This is a genomic window from Myxococcus xanthus, from assembly GCF_013116825.1.
In the GTDB taxonomy this organism is placed as follows: domain Bacteria; phylum Myxococcota; class Myxococcia; order Myxococcales; family Myxococcaceae; genus Myxococcus; species Myxococcus xanthus_B.
The window spans coordinates 26,456-44,013 of record NZ_JABFNS010000044.1 but is presented as its reverse complement, the minus strand read 5'-3'; the positions used below and the strand labels follow the sequence as shown (position 1 = coordinate 44,013).

Genomic DNA, 17,558 nt, shown 5'->3' with positions numbered 1-17,558 from the left:
AACACGCCGCCGCTGCGCCGTGTCCCGGGCCGGGTCCGTCACGTGCCCGTGCGCCCGGGTGGCGTCCAGGCGGGCTGGCGCCTCACCTGGGCCACGTCGATGCCGTCCAGCAGCATCGCCAATTGCGTGGCGTCCAGGTGCACCACCTGCGCGCCCGCGTCCACCGGCGGCAGGCGGAATCTCCCCGTCTCCAGCCGTTTGTACAGCAGCACGAAGCCGCCCCGGCTCCACGTCAGTACCTGAAGGCTGCGGGCGTGGGCATCCGTCCACCGCGCCGGTGGGGCAAGTCAAAACCGGCCAATGAGGGGACCCCCGAGGCGAGTGAGCCGGAGGCCGAGGCCGCCGGAGCAAAACCGGCCAATGAGGGGACCCCCGACTCCATGCCGCGCAGCCGAGCCGGAGTCCGGCACGTATCGGCGAGCATCGTCGCGCCCTACGTCGAGCTGGTGCGGCAGCGGCTGGAGGTGGGCCGAAACGGGCGCGCCATCTACGAGGAGCTCGTCGACACGCAGGGCTACACGGGCAGCTACATCAGCGTGCGCCGCTTCATCCGGGCGTTGCGCGACAGCCAGGGCCCGGAGGCCAAGGCCGTCATCCACACCGCGCCGGGCGAGGAAGCGCAGGTGGACTATGGGGAGGGGCCCATGGTGCGCCACCCGGAGACGGGGAAATACCGGCGCACGCGCATGTTCGTCATGACGCTGGGCTACAGCCGCAAGTCGGTGCGGCTGTTGTGCTGGAAGTCCTCCAGCCGCGCGTGGGCGCAGCTGCACGAGGAGTCCTTCCGGCGGCTCGGCGGAGTGACGCGCACCGTGGTGCTGGACAACCTGCGTGAGGGGGTGCTTTCGCCCGACGTCTACGAGCCGGCCCTCAATCCGCTCTTCCGGGACGTGCTGGCCCACTACGGGGCCACGGCCCTGCCGGCCCGAGTCCGCCACCCGGACAGGAAGGGGAAGGTGGAGTCTGCGGTGGGCCACGCGCAGCGCACGCCGCTGAAGGGCCTGCGCTTCGAGTCGCTGGAGGCCGCCCAGGCCTACCTCGACGCGTGGGAGGCGAAGTGGGCGGACACCCGAATCCACGGCACCACCAAGCGCCAGGTGGCCGCCATGTTCGGCGAGGAGCGCCCATGGCTGCTGGCCCTGCCCGTCGAGTCATCCAGGCGCAAGCCGAGAAGCTCGCTCCACTCGACTTCCTCTCCGCCCTCGTCAACGACGAGTTGACTCGCAGAAGCGACAGCTTCATCCAACGCCGCCTCAAACAGGGCGCCTTCCGCGACGCGGGCAAGACGCTCGACGGCTTCGACTTCGACTTCAACAAGAAGATGAATCGCCGCCTCGTCTTCGAACTGGCCACCGGCGGCTTCGTGGAGCGGCGCGAGGACGCGCTCTTCCTCGGCCCTCCAGGCACCGGCAGGAGTCACATCGCCCAGGCCCTCGGCCGCGCCGTCATCCAATCCCAGGGCCACCGCGTCCTCTACCGCGAGGCGCACCACCTGCTCGAGGAGCTCGCCGAAGCAAGCCTCGAAGGCACCCGACGCCAGAAGCTCGATGCGCTCACCGGCGCTCCGCTGCTCATCATCGATGACCTCGGCATGCGCAAGCTGCCGGCCACCGCCGCCGAGGACCTGCTCGAGCTCATCATGCGCCGCTACGAGAAGGCCTCCACCCTCATCACCTCCAACCGGCCAGTGGAGGACTGGGGGAAGCTCTTGGGGGACAACGCCGCCGTGGCCGCCATGCTCGACCGTCTGCTGCACCATGCCCACGTCGTCCAATTCGGTCCCCGCAGCTGGCGCACCAAGGGGGCCATGGAGTTGCGGACCTCCGAGTCCGCGGGGTAGGAGTCCTCCTGTCTCGGTCCTCTCCCATTGGCCGGTTTTGAAGGGACCCTCTTTGGCCGGTTTTCACGTGACCATTGAGGCCTGAGCGCTGGCGGATGCGGCAGGTGGAGGAGACGAAGCCCTCCACGCCGCCTCCTCCACAGCCCCTGCGGACGGGCGCGCAGCCGCTGTGGATGGGCGCGCGGCTGCCGCGGATGGGCGCGACGCGCGCCTGCCGAAGCCTGGCACGGTTCTGACCCGCGTATTCAAGGGCACGCAGCACCGGGTGACGGTGCGCGAGGGCGGGATTGAGTACGAGGGCCAGCTTCACCGCAGCCTCTCCAGCGTGGCCAAGCTGATTACGGGCACGGCCTGGAATGGCTTCACCTTCTTCGGCCTCAAGGACGGCGGCTCGAAGGCGGTGAAGTCATGAGCGGCCCGTCCTTATTCCAGACGCACATGGGGCAGCGCTTCTACGAGGGGACGATGCCGGCGCTCGTCCGTGAGTTGAAGCGACTCAACGACAACATGGAGCGGCTGGTGGCCATGGCGGAGCAGCTCGCCGGGCAGAAGGAGGCCTCGATCGGCGAGCCGGTGCAGTCGACAACGACAACGGGGACGGAGCCATGAAGAAGAGCAGAGCACCGCTCACCGAGGAGAAGCGCTGCGCCGTCTACACGCGCAAGTCCACGGCGGCGGGCTTGGAGATGGAATTCAACAGCCTCGATGCCCAGCGCGAGTCCTGTGTCGCCTACGTGCAGCGCCAGCCCGGCTGGGTGTTGGTGGACGAGTCCTACGACGACGGCGGCTTCACCGGCGCCAACATGGAGCGCCCCGCCTTCCAGCGACTGCTGCAGGACGTGGACGCGGGCCGGGTGGACGTGGTGGTGGTGTACAAGGTGGACCGCCTCTCCCGCAGCCTCCTCGACTTCGCGAAAGTCATGGAGCGCTTCAACGCGGCGGGCGCCTCCTTCGTCTCGGTGACGCAGAACTTCAGCACGGCGGACGCCATGGGGCGCCTGACGTTGAACATGCTGATGTCCTTCGCCGAGTTCGAGCGGGAGATGATTTCGGAGCGCACGCGGGACAAGGTGGCTGCCGCGAGGCGCAAGGGGAAGTGGACGGGAGGCCGCGCGCCGCTGGGCTACGAGGTGAAGGACAAGCGCCTCGTGGTGAACGAGTACGAGGCGGTGGTGGTGCGAGAGGCCTTCGAGCTGTACCTCCAGCACCAGCAGGCCTCGACGGTGGCGCGCCTCCTCAACGAGGCGGGGCGCAAGACAAAGCGGTACGAGGCCCAGAGCGGTGCTACGCGCGCTGCTCGGAAGTGGACGACGCAGGACGTGCTGCGCCTCTTGCGTAGCCCCCTGTACGCGGGCTTCGTGCCGTATGGCGACGAGACGCACCCAGGCGAGCACCCGGCGATTGTAGACAGGGCCACCTTCCACCGGGTGCAGGAAATGCTGGAGGGCCCCGGCATTCAGTCCCACGGGCGCAACCCCGACTACGTGCTGCGAGGCCTTTTGCGCTGCGGCCTCTGTGGCGAGGCGATGACGCCCGGCAGCACGCGCAAGGGCACGCGGGAGTACCGCTACTACCGCTGCGTCACCCGGGACAAAGAGGGGAAGGCGGGGTGCCGGGCCGCGCCCCTTCCGGCAGCCGCCCTGGAGGACTTCGTCGTCACGCAGCTGCGGGAGGTTTCGGTAGGTGACGGCTTCGCGGCGCAGGTACACGCCCGCCTCACGGCGCGGATGGAGGAGAAGCACAAGGCCCTGCGCGCCGAGCGCGCGCAGCTTCCGAGAGACTTGGCCAGGCGCGCCGGGGAGGCCTCAAAGTGGGTGGACTCCCTCTCGCAGGTGGAGAGCCCGGCCCGGCGCCTCCTGGAGGAGAAGCTGACGGCGGCGGAGGAGGAGGCCGCCGGGATGAAGAGGCGGCTGGCGGAGGTGGAGCGCGCGTTGGACGCCATGGAGGGGGAAAAACTGGAAGCAGCGTGGGTGGCCCAGGCACTGGCGGACTTCGACGCGGTATGGGACGCCCTCACGGCCACCAACCGGGGCCGCCTGCTGCGGGCCCTCATTGCCTGGGTGGTGGTGAATGAGGCGACGGGCCGCGTTGACGTGCATTTGGCCGACGCGGGTGAGGCCGCAGCGCCCGGACGCGAGGAGGTGGCGGCGTGAGCGCGGGCTTCGAGTCTCAGCCGGCGGAGGCTGGCCTCATCAGCGCGCACTTCCACCGCGTGCGTCGCGCGAAGGTGCGCTTCCGGGTGGGGGCGCCACCCTCGCCGCGAGAGGTGGCGCGAAGGCCCGCGCACGTCGCGAGAATGCTGGCCCTGGCGCACCATGTGGAGTCCGTCATTGAGCGCGGGTTGGTGGCGAGCGCGGCGGACGTCGCCAGTCAACTGGGCTTCACCCGAGCGCGTGTGACGCACCTGTTGGACTTGCAGTTGTTGGCGCCCGACATCCAGGAGGAGGTGCTGTTCCTCGAGGCCGTGGAGGGAGAGGAGCCCCTCAGCGAGCGAGGACTCCGGGCCATTGCACACGCGGGGACGTGGGAGGTGCAGCGCGAGCGCTGGCGTGAGGTGAAAGCTTCATTCTGAGATGGGAATCCAGGACGCCTGGACTCCTTGGTGTAGCGTGAGTGTAAGAGGCTGAATTGTTGTCCGCGTTGAGAGTGCGCGGGCTGTACGCCCCGCGCGGAAAGTGAGCGAGAGCACATGCAGAGCGACATGAAGAGCATCATCCAGGCTGCGGTGGCGGAGGCGGTGGAGAAGACGCTGGGCCGGCAACTGGAGCTGCAGGAGCGGCAGCTGGAGTTGCTGGGGAAGATTGCTCAGTTCCTGGGCATTGAGTCCGGCTCGGCTCATGCGGCGTCCGCGCCGAAGCGGGCCCCCGTACCGCCTCCCGCGTCGAAGCGCATACCCGCGCCCGCGCCAACGTCCACGCCGAAGCGCATGCCTTCGGTGCCCGTGCGGAAGTATGTGAGGCCGGAGGCTGCGCCGAAGCCCACGCGGGCCGGCTCCGCGCCCCAGAAGAGCCGGGGGCGCCCGCGCGCAGCGGGACGCACTGCGACGGCCGCAGCCCCCAGCGCCAGTCCCAGCCCCGAGGCGCCCGTCTCCTTCGCGGTGGGACAGGAGGTGCGCTACAAGCAAGGGCGGGGCGCCTTCAATGCGAAGGTGAAGGCCGTCGACGAGAAAGCGAAGACGGTGACGGTGGCGCGCGTCTCCGACGGTAAGCAGGTGGTGCGTCCCTTCGACAAGGTGACGCCAGCCTGAGTGTGGGCCGCGAAGCGCCCTCTTCGGAGGGCGCTCCTGCAGCTCGTCGCTACGGCTCGTCGGCGATGGCGTCGAACTGCCCCTGGGCGATAGCGCGGTAGTGAGGCACGACTTCCACGGCGAGCACGTCCCGCATCTCCTGGCGGGCGCTGAGGAAGTCCCCCTTGTCCTTGTGCTGGTACATCCGGTACAGCGCGTCCATGAGCCGGCGAGTGCCCTCGCGGATGCGCCGAGATTCTTCTTGCAGCAGGCCCAGCGCTCCTTCTTCCGTAGCGAGTGCGCTCTTGGCTTCGCCGTCGCTGATGCCCACCTCGGCGGCCGTGCGCTTCAGCAGCGCCTTCTCCTTCCGCGTGAGGGCCAGGCGCTCTCCTTCGGTGAGGACACGACGCGCCAGTGCGCGAATCGGCCCCCAATCAACGGCTTCAGTCACGATGCATGTTTCCTTTGCGGGCTGCCCAGCCCAGCGTCTGAGGCCGAGGCTGGGGTCTCTTTCACCCTGGATAGGGATTGGCGCGCTTGGGGTGGCCTGTTCGCTACGAGTGGTAGAGGGCTTCACAAGCTCCCGAAGGTCATGTTAATTCGACGGTCGAGTCAACTAGACCTTGTGGCTCCGGGAGATTTGCCGCAATGGCGAATCTCGGTGTCCGTGGGGCCGCGCCCCTGCTTTCAGGAGGATTCACAGCCATGACGAAGCGTTCGGAAGATGAAGTGTCGACGGAGGAGTTACCGTCCAGACTCCCCACCCCGCCTAGCCCCAGCGCGCCGCGCTTCCTCTTCGACGTGGAGGGCGTGCGTTACGAGGCGGTGCGGGAGGTCGAGGTGCGTTCGAATGGCGAGAAGCTCCTGAAGGTGGAGCGGCGGGTGGCGGATGGAGTCTTGGCTGGCCTCTCCCTGGTTCGCCGAATTGCCAGCCCATCCACGTACATGATGCGCAAGCGGATGATTGAAGAGGTGCAGCTGGCCTTTCGCCTCAACCACCCCAACATTGCGCACGTCTTCCATATGCAGGTGGATGAGGAGGAGGACGCCCCCTACGCCATCATGGAGTACGTGGGTGGGCCCTCGCTGGAGACGCTGGTGTGTGCGGCGTTGGTTCGAGGGCAGCCCCTCTCGGAGGGCTTTGGCTTGTATGTGGGGGCGGAGGTGGCGGACGCGCTGCACTACGCGCACACGCTGACGTCAGAGAAGGGTGTGCCCCTAGGCATCGTCCATCGTGACGTGAGTCCCCGGCACATCGCCTTGGGCCTCCATGGAGAGGTGAAGGTGCTGGACTTCGGCTCGGCATTCTCGCTGCTGGTGGGGCGGGAGGAGTCGCCGGAGAATCTGCTGCGCGGGGACGTGGCCTACGCCTCTCCGGAGTACCTGCGCAAGGAAGGGCTGACGCCGCGCTCCGACGTCTTCAGCCTGGGGGTGTTGCTCGTGGAAGTCTTGACGAGCAAACACCTCTTCGAGGTGCGCGACGTCCCAGTGGTGGCGAAAGAGAGCCGGTTTGTCGCGGAGTCGCAGCCCTCGTTGCCGCTGCAGCAGATGCAGGCCCTCATGGAGGCATTCACTCCGGACGTCGTCGAGAAGGCGGTGGGCCACCTCAGCCAGGACATCAAGGCGGTGTTGCACACCGCGCTGCGCCGCAACCCCGAGGAGCGCTTCGCGACGGCGGCGGACATGAGGGATGCGCTGCGTGGTGTCGCCCACGCCGAGCTCCGCGAGCCCTATGGGCGAGCGGAAGCCGCCAAGGAGGCCGCCCGTGTCGTGTCCGAGGGCGGGGTACTGAGGGACTTGGTGGAGTTCGGCGAGGCCGGCATCTACCCGGATGGGCTGGAGAAGCACGAGTTGGGTCTCCCGAAGAAGGAGTAGGCCGCCGATGCTCTGCTTTCGCGTCCTTCGCAATGGCGAGCACCTCACCACCGCGGGGCTGCCGGACTTCGGAGTCCTCCACACCATCCTGTCGTGGGTGCGCCGCCCTGACGACGAGACCAGCGCCATCCCTGAATTCACACTCCACGTGGGCGGCTCTGAAGGTAGGGAGTACCGCGAGCACCTGACGTGGTGTGACGCGAACATCCGCGCGGGCGATGTCCTCATCGTGGAGGTGCGTGAGGACTTGGAGGCCGACCCACCGAAGGAGCGCCGCAGCGACCCAGAGGCGGGGCTGGACGACGTTTCCCGCCTTCAGTTGCAGAAGACGCGCCTGGAGAAGTTACTCGCTGAGGTGGATGCGGAGTTGCGGGAGCGCGGCGCGGCGTAGCGGGGTGCCTCCTCCTTCGGACGGGGAGGCGCTCCGTCATCGCCGGGGTCCGCTCGGTTGGGGGGCGCGTGCTCCGGTGCAGAGCCCCGAGGTATGGGGCTCTTCCCGCCAGGTCTGCTCCCTGCTTGGAGACGCCGGAGCGTCGGCCGCAAGCAGCCTGGCGCTGGAGGGGCGGGCGCCCACGGGGCGCAGCTTCAGCGGGCCAACTCGGTGGTGATGCGGACGAGGGCGTCCAGCTTCGCCGCATCGAGCTTCCGCGCGAGGAAGATAAGCCGGCGCAAGGTGACGTCGTCGTCCGGACGAGTTGGACTCCCGCTGTTGGGGGACTCGGTGAGCCCCATCATGTCTTCGGGGCTCACCATCAACTCGATGCACAACTTCTTCAGCGTCTCGACGCTGGGAATCATGTGCCCGCGCTCAATCCGGCTGTAGACGGCAGAGGCCAGCCCCACGCGCTCCGCGACTTGGACCTGCGTCAGACTCATCTGCTCCCGAGCAAGGCGGGCGATGGAGCCCAGGTGCGCTGCAAGCTGTTCGTTCATAGGTGCAATGGAGTATACCTGAATTGCCAGTTGTCAAGGGAGTACCATCCATCAACGCACGTCCGGCAGGAGTTGGATGAGGGCGAGCGCCTGGTGCACGTCCAACTGGCGCACACGGCGGAGCAGGGCCTCCTTGGCGGCGGTGACGACGTCCGGTGGCAGTGAGGCGGGGTAGTCCAGTAACTCGTTGGGAGTGGTGCGGAGCGCGGAGCACAGACGGTACAGCGTCTGGACGCTGGGAAGCATTCGGCCGCGCTCGATTCGGCTGTAGACGATAGGGGAGATGTCGATGAGTTGGGCAACCTCTGTCTGCTTCAGGCCAGCGCGAAGGCGGGCTGCGCGGAGGGTGCCGCCGACGATGCTGGGCAAGGGACGGGAGGGCTCCTTCGGAAGGGCGAAGCCGCGGGCGTCAGGGTGGATGTACATTCCCAATCAACTGTACCTGATAGTCTAGTTGGATTTACCTTGAGATAGGCTTGAAACCCTCTGCGGCTGGTGGCTGGAGGTAGGGTAAGACTTCGCACGATTTCCCCGGGCTTCTGGTAGCGTGGACCGGCGCCGGGGAGGGAGTCGCATGCGCGTGGCCGCAGTCCTGCTGTCCTACAGAGTCTCGAGGAAGTCGCCATGAGGGACAACGGCCCCCCAGCCGTGCTGTCCCCTGGGGACTCGGTGATGGGCTACACGGTGGTGAGGCAGCTGGACCGAGGTGGCTTCGGCACTGTGTACCTCGCGACGAACGGCGGGCAGCCCTGCGCGCTGAAGCTCGTGGAGCGGCAGCGCGTGGAGGGGCGGGTGGAGAAGGAAGTCTCCATCCTCTTGCGCTTGACGCACCCGAACGTGGTGGGGATTCGCGGCTTCACCTACTGGCAGGCCGAGGAGCGCGACTTTGCCCTCATTGCCATGGAGTACGTGGAGGGCCGGAAGCTGAGCGCGTGGGTGAAGGATGAGAACCCCTGTGCCCGGCGAATTGCGAAGGTGACGCTCGACATGGCGCGGGCGCTGGAGGCCTCGCACGAGGCGGGAGTGGTGCACCGGGACGTGAAGGACGCCAACGTCATGGTGCGCGACGCGGACGGCTTGGCGGTGCTGGTGGACTACGGGATTGGGGACTACAGGGGCGCGCCCGGCGTCACCCAGTCCATGCTGCCGCCGGGGACGATGGAGTACCGGCCACCCGAGGCCTGGCTCTTCTGGAAGCAGCACATGGACCAACAGTCGGGCGCCCGCTACGTGTCCGTTCCCTCGGACGACATGTGGGCTTTGGGCACTGTCCTCTACCGCCTCCTCACGGCGAGGTTGCCCTTCGACGCGGGGACGGACGCGGAGTACGTCCAGAGTGTCATTGGCAAGTCGCCCGTACCCCCTCACTACGTCAATCGCTTCGTCCCGGAGCGGCTGGGCATGTTGTGCATGCGGCTGCTGGAGAAGGACCCTGCTGCGCGTCCCGACGCGAGCACTGTCTGTGCGGCCCTGGAGGAGCTCCTGTCCGGGGCGGAAGGGGAGGCATGGGACACGCCCCTGTTTGACGCCTATGGCCCGAACTCGGCCACCACCGAGAACGAGGGCAAGGTGAACAAGCTGGAGCGGTGGGCGAAGCGGCCCCTGCGCCAGATGCGTCGTGGCAAGGCGCCGGGGCCGGAGCTGCCGGAAGTCCCAGGCGAAGGCAGGCCCGCGGCATTGCCGCCCGAGGCCCCGCTGGTGCCTGCGGCCACGCGGCCCGTGGAGGCGCAGCTGCCGGGCTTGGCGCTCGAGGCCGGGGTGGGGGCGGAAGCCGCGATGGAGGCGGACGCCGCGCTGCTAGTGGCGCCTGTGGCCCCCGTCGTCGAGGCAGGGCGGCGCTCGTTTCTCTCGCGACTCCGGCTGGGGCGTGTGCTGGGGGCGGGGCTGCTGGCCATGGCCCTCGCGTCTGGGGCGTACTTCTCACTGCGGACGGCCGCACCGCAGCCGCAGTCCGACCCCGGCCAAGAAGTAGCGGCATATGCCAAGAAACCTCAAGCTGCCCCGGCCGCAGCTCCCATCGGGCCGGAGGCAACACCTGCGGCCGTCGCGCCCCCTGCGACGCTTCCCGAGGTGACTGCAACCGTGACGACCCCCCAGAATGACACCGTTTCCTCCCCGCCAGCGCCTGCGAAAAAGGCCGCGAGGAGCGTCCGCACTGCCCTGGCGACGACGGCCCTCTGCGGCGCACTGGCCTGCTCGGGCCCACAGGTGCGCCCGGCTCCGGATCCTGAATCCTGCCCGTCGGGTGCCACCAAGGGCATGAAAATGCTCGGCATGGACATTGGGGACGATGCGGGTGCGAGCTTCATCCGGGGGGATTCAAAATACGTAACGGTGAGGGAAGGCGCTGCGCAGATTATCCTGGGCTCGGACAAGGCCACTCTATCTGGGCGCCTCATTATTGCCGACCGCGTTTATGTTCGCCTGACTCGGGCGCGCACGAGCAAAGGAAGCTTCCCTGTATGCTTGGAGGTGCTGGACTCCTCTGGCAACCGCGGGCTGGAAATAGAGGGTGGCGGAGGGGATACCGGTAAGGCGCGCGTGTTCTCTGCCGTTTCCGTTAAGGCAGTGAGCGAGTTTGAATGACAAGTCGCTGTTTTGCAGGCGCCCGTGAGTCGCCAGCGGAGTCACCGCTGGCTTGGTCCAGGAGAATCGTCGAGTGCGTCATTCAGTGTCGGCCGGTCTTCTTTTCCTCCTGCTCGCAGGCGGGGGGCCGGCTCTGGCTCAGTCGCCTTCATCCTCCTCCGTGGGACTGAGCGTTCGCCGAGTCGAGCTGGTCTCTGATGATGCTCAGCCAGCAGTTGAAGTGGCGGTGAGCCCAGGGCTCTCGACGGTGTTCATCTTCGATTCGGAGGTGGGTCGAGACGGGCTGACGCTCGAGGGACGCGAGCGGTTCGCGGTGGTGGACGCTGGTCTCACCACCTTACGCTTGGTCCCGTCCGAGAAGATCTCCGCGGGAGAGCGGCTCAAGTTGACGGTGCGTTTCCATGATGGGGCGGCCCCGGCAAGTGCAACGTTTGTCCTGGTCTCGCACCCGGCACGGTCAGAGGCGCTCGTCGAAGTCTATCGGCGTAGGAGGGACGTCGAGACATACCAGGAGGAGGTCCGGCAGGCGCGCATTGAGGCCGAGCAGTGCAGGGAGGAAAATGAGCGCCTGCGCGCGGAGCGAAGTGCTCCTGATGGGTTGACGGGACTCATCTCGGCAGATGTCGTCAGCAGGCGAGGTGTTGACTTCCGCGACCTGACAAAGAGCGTGACCATGACCCCGGGCGGGGCCGCGGCCAAGCAGTATGTCTATGCATATCGCGCAGCCCGCAGGGTGGCTGTTGAGGTCACCCTCATGTCACGAGGGGACGACCAACCGTGGACGGCAGTGGGAGCGACGCTCAGGGGCAAGGCCAACGAGGAGCTGAAGGTGCTTCAAGTGTGGCAGTCCAGCCCCGTCGCCCCGGGCTCGGATACCCAGCGCGTGGTGGTGGAGGCTGAGTTCGCATCGGGGGGGCCGCAAGGGGGCTTCACGCTGAAGCTCTGGGATTCAGACATGCGCCGCACAATCACCCTGGGCAACATCACCTTCCCTTAACCTCGCGAGCGCTGCCTCCAAACCCTTTCGTGGGTTTCCGGCATTGGGGGCTTGTGCCGAATGTCAATCTGGGGTCCAATGGACTATACCTATTGGTCTAGTTCATTCTGGCGTGCCCTGGAGGGCGATGTGTTCCCCACTGTGCTGGAGTGCATGCGCGCGGCTGCGCGCTTCCTTGGTGGCTTCGGAGGGCGCCCCGAGGGCGACGCACTTGATCCACCTTCCTAACTCCGCATCGAAGCAGGCGTTGGGCTCTCGCGCTGCGCAGAGGACCTCCCGCACTGCCATGTGAGGCACGTGCTGGCGGTCGTCGTGCGCCGAGAAGCCGTCTGCGCTTCGTTGGGCCGCATGCCTGACGGGCGCTGAGGAGCCCTTCCTCAGTCATCCCTATTCACGTTTGGAGTCGTAAGCGGAGCCGGGCCTTGCCCGGTGCCATGGCGTGACGCGTGTGCCTGCTGTTGGGACGGGGCCAGGCTTCCTGGCGCCGTGGCGTGACACGTCTGCCTATGGCTTGGCCCAGTCGGCCGGCCGGCGACTCCCTCAATGCAATGCATTCACCCCGCAGTCCGGCGCCCTGCCGGACTGAGCGGGAAGCCTCTGTCCATTGCCCCTTCGTCGGGGCCTTCACAGGAGACGTCGATGTTCATGCGCTGGGCCGTCGTGTTGCTGTTGGTGTTACCCGGAGCGGGGTGGGCGGAGGAGGTTGCCTATCCTGAAGACTACGTGGCCGAGGAGGAAGTCGACCCCGTTGAGGCAGGCGGGGATGCGCTGCTCGAGCCATCCGTGGACGAGGGGGATGCGCTGGTCGAGGAGGGGGACGCCCTGGTCGAGGAGGAGCCGGCCTCGTCCAGCTCGGGCTCTGGCTGGGCGAACCGGCTGAGCCTGGAGACCACGACATGGGCGCTGCTGCCTCGCCGTGGGGCGAGGACGGATGAGGGCTTCCTGCAGCTCCACCCTCGACTGGAGGTCGTCAAACCAGGCTTCCTCCAAGTCGAGCTGGGCGCTCCGGTGCGACTGCGCATGTGGGGCGGAGAGGCGGGCGGCAGCCTAGTGCGGAAGGAGGACTGGGATGAGCTCTCCGACTGGGGCCAGATGGTGCAAAACCTGATGGTGGGAGGCGACGCACCGAACTTCGTGTGGGTGGGCGCCTTGGAGTCGTACACGCTGCTGTCCGGGCACCTGGTGCGCCGCTACAACAACCGGGGTAACCCCGACTACCACCCGGCCGGCGCGGTGGTGACGGGCATGTTGAGGCCCCTCTACGTCGAGGCCTTTGCCTCGGACGTACTGGGCGCGCGGCTGATGGGGGCGGAAGTCGTCCTGGACATGCAGCACCTCCTCGTGGGCCGCCAGCCGTACCCCATGCAGTACACGCTGGCGCTGTCCGCGGTGCATGACTGGGGCAAGGCGGGAGGGACGTCGGAGCCGATGACGTTGGCCCACCTGGATGGGACGGCCATGCTCGTGCGGCGCCGCAATCCCGAGGGGGGCTTCGAACTGCAGGCGAATGTGGGCTGGGGCGGTCGTCCCGGCGAGGGCGGCGCGTGGGGCGCGGTGGCGGGGCTGGGCGCGGAGTACCTGACCTCGAGGATGGACCTGCGAGCGCGCCTGGAGGGCCGCCTCCAGCGCGGAGGCTTCCGGCAGGGCGCCTTCGGCCCGGACTACGAGCTGGCGCGCTTCCAGGTGGCGGGCCCGACTGCCCTGCCGCAGGCGGACGCGCCTTTCCCGGACGGGTACTCGGCCTACGGCGAGGTGATTCTGAGCTGGGATGCGGAGAGCCTGAGCGTGCTGGGGCAGCGCCACTTCCGGCTGACGATGGGCACCGAGGTCTTCAACTGGGACCGCGTGGACGTAGACGGCCGGCTGGAGACGCAGCTCTTCCACCGCAACCTCTCGGTGGGGGTGGGCGGCGTGGCGATGGGCGCCGGCCAGCCAGGAGCGCGCTACCTCGCCTCGGCCGAGGCGCGATGGCGCTTCCTGGGTGGGAAGCTGTACGCGGTGGGGCAGGGGGGCACGCTGCTCTTCCCGACAGCGGAAGGGACGCTGCGGCCAGGCGCCTTCGCGTCCGTGGGGCTGGGGGTGGACAATGCGCGCTGAGCGGCCTTGGTGCGGCGGGCTTGGCCTCGCGCTGGTGGTGGCCCTCCTGGCCTCCGGGTGCGCCTCGTTGCCGGCGAGGCCGGGCCAGGCGGGCCGTGGTGCGGCCCTGGCCTTCAGTCCCCTCTCCGTGCCCTCCCAGGCGGCGAGGAGTGCGGCCACGGGTGTGCACCCGGGACAGGAGCCAGGCGCCGCGGATAGGACGCCAGAGCCAGCGCCAATGGGCTATCGGCGAGGGCCCAGCGGCAATGCCGTCAACGGAAAGGGGGCGCGAGGCCCGGCTGAGGAGGGCGAGGCCTTCGCCTGTGGCGGCAAGGCCTTGCCTTCGGGCTGGCCTCGCCTGACTCAAAGCCGGGAGGTGCTGGCGCCCTTCCTCGCGTGTGCTTCGCCCGCGGAGTTCGTGGCTATGCAGCGCGGGGTGGGGGACATGGGCGCGGTAGTGCAGTCCCTCTATCCCTGGGACGCTGTCCGCCTGGGCGCCCTGGGGCCGATGGACGACGACGCCTCGGAAGCCCTCAGTCGCCAGCGCGCGGAATTCATCGTCACGTCCGTGGAGAAGTACGGCGTGCCGTATGCCGAGGTGTTCGCACTCTTCATTCTGCACTCGGCCTTCGACGACGAGCTGCGCGAGGTGGTGCAGCGGCTCGCCCGTGACAAGCAGTTGGGGGAGACGCTGGGCGCCATGGCCGCCGTCCGCGAGGAGTTGAAGCGACGGGGCCTGGAGCTGGAGGGCTTCCCGGAGCGGGGAGAGAAGGCCGGCGACGTGCTGCGCGGGTTGGGGCGCGCGGGCCGGGACATGCTCTCCAGCACATCGATGAGTGGCGAGGCCCGGTACGCGGAACTCATGGTGATGCGTGGGCAGATGCCACCGCCCTACCAGGCCGCCCTCGATGAAGTGCAGAAGGCGTTGGCGGAGAGGCACTACTCACCGGGAAGCGTCTCGGCGGGTGCCTTTGACTCCCTCACCTTCGGTGTGCCGGTGGGCTTCTACCACCTGGCGGTAGGCACGGGGCACGGGGCGTACTCGCTGGCGCAGGGCAAGTACGAGCAGGCCACGCGCGAACTGGCGCCGGCCGCACTGGCGGTGGCGGTGTACGCCGGGGGCAAGGGCGCTCGTGCCCTGGTGGAGTCGCGCGGAGGGCTGCGGCGGCTCCAGATGCCGGCGCTCGACGCGGACGGCATGAAGGCGCTGATAGCGCGCCTGGAGGAGCAACTCGGCATCAACGCCGCGCGCGACTTGCTGCGCTACCTCCAGGCGAGCCGCGAGGGTGCCCTGCTGGCCGCCGAGTGGGGCGAGGCGGGCCTGCTGGCGCTGTACGAGGCGCGCGGAAACCCCGCGAAGGCGCAGGCAGTGTTGATGGAGGCGGCGAGCCGCGAGCCCGCCCAGTCCGTGGCCACCAGGGGCTCGTCAGGGCAGCGGCCCGTCAACCTAGACCTTTTCGAGCAGAACGCCGAAGTGTCCGCCGCGGAGGCGCAGACGGCCAGCCGCGAGTCCTCCAGGGCTGCCGCGACGCGAGAGGGGGCGAGTCGGGAGTCCGCCCAGCCCGCGGCTTCACGCGGCGCAAGCGGGAAGCGGTACGTCAACCAGGACCTCTTTGCGCAGGACGCCAAGGTGGGCGCTGCGGAGGCCGCGAAGGCGAAGCTGTTCCTGGCGGAGCTGGAGTCCTTGGGCCCTCGGCTCCCGAAGGACGTGAAGCTGCTGAAGCAGATGGCCCCGAAGCTGGAGGAGCCGCCGCCGGGAGTCGAGAAGGGGGCGCCGCTCTGGCAGGAGTACGTCGCCTACCGCAAGAGGCGGTTGAAGGAGATTCAGGACGGTGACGCAGTGAAGGGCCCCCTGAAGTGGGAGGGCTACGAGGCGATGCGCGCCTACTATGCTCGGGGCATGGCCTTCGAGCGGACCATGGTCGCCATCCTGAAGGCGGACGCTGCGTTGCCCCGCGCACAGCGGCGCTGGCTCGGCGACTTCGAACAGCCGCGCATTGAGACGCACGTGGGCGTGTCGAAGATGGACTTCCGGTACGCCGACGTCCTCGTCATCGAGGCGCGCCCCCCTTCAGGGCAGCCACCTCGGGTGGAGACGTTCAGCTTCAAGAGCCGAAATCTCGCTGTTCTGGACGAGGATACGCTGCCTGTGCAGTTGAACACGGACGCTAGTAACGCGATGAAGTACTACGGTGGAACGCTGAAGATTCTTCGGGACGGTATGCGACAGCAGGCGGATGTTCGGCGGGTGCGCCTTGTCTATGAGGGCGGGGAGCTACTGCCCCCAAAGCGGGTAGTGCTGAACAACGCGGTGGACGCGACGCAGAGCAACGTCAAGGGCGTGGAGGTGCTGTTTCAATGAAAGTGCTGACGCTGCGTGACCTGTGCAAGGTGGATAGCCTGCGCTTCACCTTTGCTGGAGCCTACGACCCGAGGAATGGGCTAGAGCGCGAAGTGGAGCCCTTCCTTGAAGCCCTCGAAGAATGCGCCGACGGGTGGATGCCGAACCTCGTCAAGACGGGCCGGAAGCGGAAATACTCCCGAGAAGCTGTGTGGCGAGCGCTGGAGGAGCGGCGTAATGAGTACGGAACGATCATCGGGCTTTTCCGTTCGGAGAACCCCAGTGTGTCGTTGGTGCTTAATCTCGGGCCAGTAGACGAACAGTCCACCTTGAGGGTTAGCCTCAGTGCGCAGCCACTCTCATTCTTTGACAAGGTGGAGACCTGTCGCGGCTTTGTGGCAGCGGCCCGTGCTTGGGCTTCCCGGTATCCCTCGGAGTACGCCGCAGCGCACAGCCTAGCCGACCTGGAACTTGCGGATTCTCCCGCCTTCGGTCGTGACGATGCGACATGGAAGCGGGACGGGTTCAACAAAGTCTATGAGTTGTTCTGGCTGAACGTCTTCGGCCCGAAGTTGGTGGAGTCCGTAGGCCGGGAGCGGATGCTCACGACGCCTGCGCACCTCGTGGAGGAACTCCCCAATGGTTCCGTCCTCCTGGTGCTGCGGCCTACTGCCGCCGATTTCGACAGTGAGGAGGCGCGCGTCGCGCAGGCCCGCGCCCATGTCCACCTCCGGCCGGACCTCGACTTTGACACGGTGCTGAGCACGCTGAGGGAGCGCAGCGCCGCACTCGCACCCGTCGAGCCGCGCTTCCACCCGGACGTGGCGCCGTTCCTCTCTCGGCTGCCGGACGAGTTCTCCCTCAGCGAGCGGCAACGGAAGATTGCCGAACTCAACGCCTTCCGGCCGCCGGTGCCGGAGGAGTGGCTCCCTGTGGCTCATCCCTCGGACGTGGAGAATCCGGAGCGCGTCCTCGAATCCTACGGAGACTTGTCCGAAGGGCTCGTGGCTGTGCTTCACACGGATGTGCCATCCATCATGGAGGAGACGCCTGAGTCTCTGACGGACCTCGACTTCTACTTCTGGAAGACTCACTTCCCCGAGCGCTACACGCGCGACGTCCTCGACGGACACACGATACCGGCGTTAGGCGCCTACCTAGGGGACGTGCTGGTGCGGCGGTTGGGAGGAACGTGGGTGCTGCGGCAGAAGATGGAGGAGTCCCAGGTGCGCGTTGGGAAGCGCATCTGGCTGCCCTTCCTCCGGGCCCGTCGGTACATGCAGTCGCGCCAGTCACTGCTGGAGTACTCGCTCACCCAGTTTTTCCATGAGGCAGAGCGGTACCGGCCCTGACTTGGAGCTGGTGCTCCTCGCGCGCCAGGTGGAGCTGGCTGGCGCGCAGTTCGCGGTGCTGCATCCGCTTCTTCTCCTACCCGCGTACCTATCCCAAAATTTGGTCACTGCGTCATGTGTGCGCCGAGGCCACCTTCGAAAGCGCGTCAAGGCGAACTCGCGAGGCGCGCGCGGTCCTCGCTCCGCGTAGATCGGCGCTGCGGAGCAGCCTCCTGGTACCGCCCGTCCATGGGGGAGGCCGCATTCCCAGAGGGGCCATCGCCTCGAAACGCGTGCGCTGCCCAACCACGCTACCGGCCCACGTCCTTCTTCGCGGGGGCAGCCACGGCTCG

General features: G+C 67.7%; 16 protein-coding genes and 2 pseudogenes. 14 read left to right on the top strand and 4 right to left on the bottom strand.

The features are described 5' to 3' along the window. Nucleotides 1-38: 38 nt before the first annotated feature. A complete protein-coding gene (tnpB, locus tag HNV26_RS15235) occupies nucleotides 39-212 on the bottom strand; it encodes a transposase (RefSeq protein ID WP_237078526.1) in 174 nt (57 codons plus the stop codon). Here tnpB and istA point away from each other — a divergent pair. From istA to HNV26_RS15200, 7 genes and pseudogenes are all read left to right on the top strand, one after another. After that, a pseudogene (gene istA / locus HNV26_RS15230) lies at nucleotides 138-1,160 on the top strand (IS21 family transposase); the annotation flags it as partial. The gene tnpB and the pseudogene istA overlap by 75 nt on opposite strands. After that, nucleotides 1,127-1,840, top strand: coding sequence for an IS21-like element helper ATPase IstB (istB, locus tag HNV26_RS15225; protein WP_171452823.1), 714 nt, complete (start codon nucleotides 1,127-1,129; stop codon nucleotides 1,838-1,840). The pseudogene istA and the gene istB, both read left to right, overlap by 34 nt. Before the next feature lie 80 nt (nucleotides 1,841-1,920). Then, nucleotides 1,921-2,252: pseudogene (locus HNV26_RS39310) on the top strand (DUF2924 domain-containing protein); the annotation flags it as partial. Next, nucleotides 2,249-2,449, top strand: a complete 201-nt coding sequence (locus tag HNV26_RS15215; RefSeq protein WP_171443917.1) for a hypothetical protein — start codon at nucleotides 2,249-2,251, stop codon at nucleotides 2,447-2,449. The pseudogene HNV26_RS39310 and the gene HNV26_RS15215, both read left to right, overlap by 4 nt. Next, nucleotides 2,446-3,993 (top strand): recombinase family protein, encoded by a 1,548-nt coding sequence (locus HNV26_RS15210; RefSeq protein WP_171443918.1) that lies wholly within the window; start codon nucleotides 2,446-2,448, stop codon nucleotides 3,991-3,993. Before HNV26_RS15215 ends, HNV26_RS15210 begins: the two co-directional genes overlap by 4 nt. After that, nucleotides 3,990-4,412 carry a hypothetical protein gene (locus HNV26_RS15205; RefSeq protein ID WP_171443919.1) on the top strand — a complete coding sequence of 141 codons (423 nt, stop codon included), beginning with the start codon at nucleotides 3,990-3,992 and terminating at the stop codon, nucleotides 4,410-4,412. The genes HNV26_RS15210 and HNV26_RS15205 overlap by 4 nt, the downstream gene beginning before the upstream one ends. Before the next feature lie 117 nt (nucleotides 4,413-4,529). Further along, the gene (locus HNV26_RS15200; protein ID WP_171443920.1) at nucleotides 4,530-5,087 is read left to right on the top strand and encodes a PspA; all 558 of its coding nucleotides are present in this window, start codon (nucleotides 4,530-4,532) and stop codon (nucleotides 5,085-5,087) included. Between the two features lie 49 nt (nucleotides 5,088-5,136). Here HNV26_RS15200 and HNV26_RS15195 read toward each other — a convergent pair whose 3' ends face one another. Then, nucleotides 5,137-5,517, bottom strand: a complete 381-nt coding sequence (locus HNV26_RS15195; RefSeq protein WP_171443921.1) for a DUSAM domain-containing protein — start codon at nucleotides 5,515-5,517, stop codon at nucleotides 5,137-5,139. Nucleotides 5,518-5,771: 254 nt separating this feature from the next. Here HNV26_RS15195 and HNV26_RS15190 point away from each other — a divergent pair, with 254 nt between their 5' ends. Next, nucleotides 5,772-6,941, top strand: a complete 1,170-nt coding sequence (locus HNV26_RS15190) for a serine/threonine-protein kinase (protein WP_171443922.1) — start codon at nucleotides 5,772-5,774, stop codon at nucleotides 6,939-6,941. A gap of 7 nt (nucleotides 6,942-6,948) precedes the next feature. Further along, on the top strand, nucleotides 6,949-7,332 hold the full coding sequence (locus tag HNV26_RS15185) for a hypothetical protein (RefSeq protein ID WP_141255347.1): 384 nt from the start codon (nucleotides 6,949-6,951) through the stop codon (nucleotides 7,330-7,332). A 194-nt stretch (nucleotides 7,333-7,526) separates the two neighbouring features. Here the strand turns inward: HNV26_RS15185 and HNV26_RS15180 are convergent, their stop codons facing one another. Further along, nucleotides 7,527-7,874, bottom strand: coding sequence for a helix-turn-helix domain-containing protein (locus HNV26_RS15180; RefSeq protein WP_141255346.1), 348 nt, complete (start codon nucleotides 7,872-7,874; stop codon nucleotides 7,527-7,529). Nucleotides 7,875-7,925: 51 nt separating this feature from the next. Further along, complete coding sequence (locus HNV26_RS15175; protein WP_253816591.1) at nucleotides 7,926-8,243, bottom strand: helix-turn-helix transcriptional regulator; 318 nt, start codon at nucleotides 8,241-8,243, stop codon at nucleotides 7,926-7,928. A gap of 255 nt (nucleotides 8,244-8,498) precedes the next feature. Here HNV26_RS15175 and HNV26_RS15170 point away from each other — a divergent pair, with 255 nt between their 5' ends. The 5 genes from HNV26_RS15170 (at nucleotide 8,499) to HNV26_RS15150 (ending at nucleotide 17,226) form a co-directional block, all read left to right on the top strand. Continuing rightward, a complete protein-coding gene (locus HNV26_RS15170; RefSeq protein ID WP_171443924.1) occupies nucleotides 8,499-10,460 on the top strand; it encodes a serine/threonine protein kinase in 1,962 nt (653 codons plus the stop codon). 73 nt (nucleotides 10,461-10,533) lie between these two features. Next, nucleotides 10,534-11,457, top strand: coding sequence for a DUF2381 family protein (locus HNV26_RS15165; RefSeq protein ID WP_171443925.1), 924 nt, complete (start codon nucleotides 10,534-10,536; stop codon nucleotides 11,455-11,457). Nucleotides 11,458-12,096: 639 nt separating this feature from the next. Next, nucleotides 12,097-13,554, top strand: coding sequence for a hypothetical protein (locus tag HNV26_RS15160; RefSeq protein ID WP_171452822.1), 1,458 nt, complete (start codon nucleotides 12,097-12,099; stop codon nucleotides 13,552-13,554). Then, a complete protein-coding gene (locus HNV26_RS15155) occupies nucleotides 13,544-15,895 on the top strand; it encodes a hypothetical protein (RefSeq protein WP_216612316.1) in 2,352 nt (783 codons plus the stop codon). The genes HNV26_RS15160 and HNV26_RS15155 overlap by 11 nt, the downstream gene beginning before the upstream one ends. Further along, entirely contained in the window at nucleotides 15,892-17,226 is a 1,335-nt protein-coding gene (locus HNV26_RS15150; protein ID WP_171443798.1) for a hypothetical protein, read from the top strand. The genes HNV26_RS15155 and HNV26_RS15150 overlap by 4 nt, the downstream gene beginning before the upstream one ends. Nucleotides 17,227-17,558 lie beyond the last annotated feature (332 nt).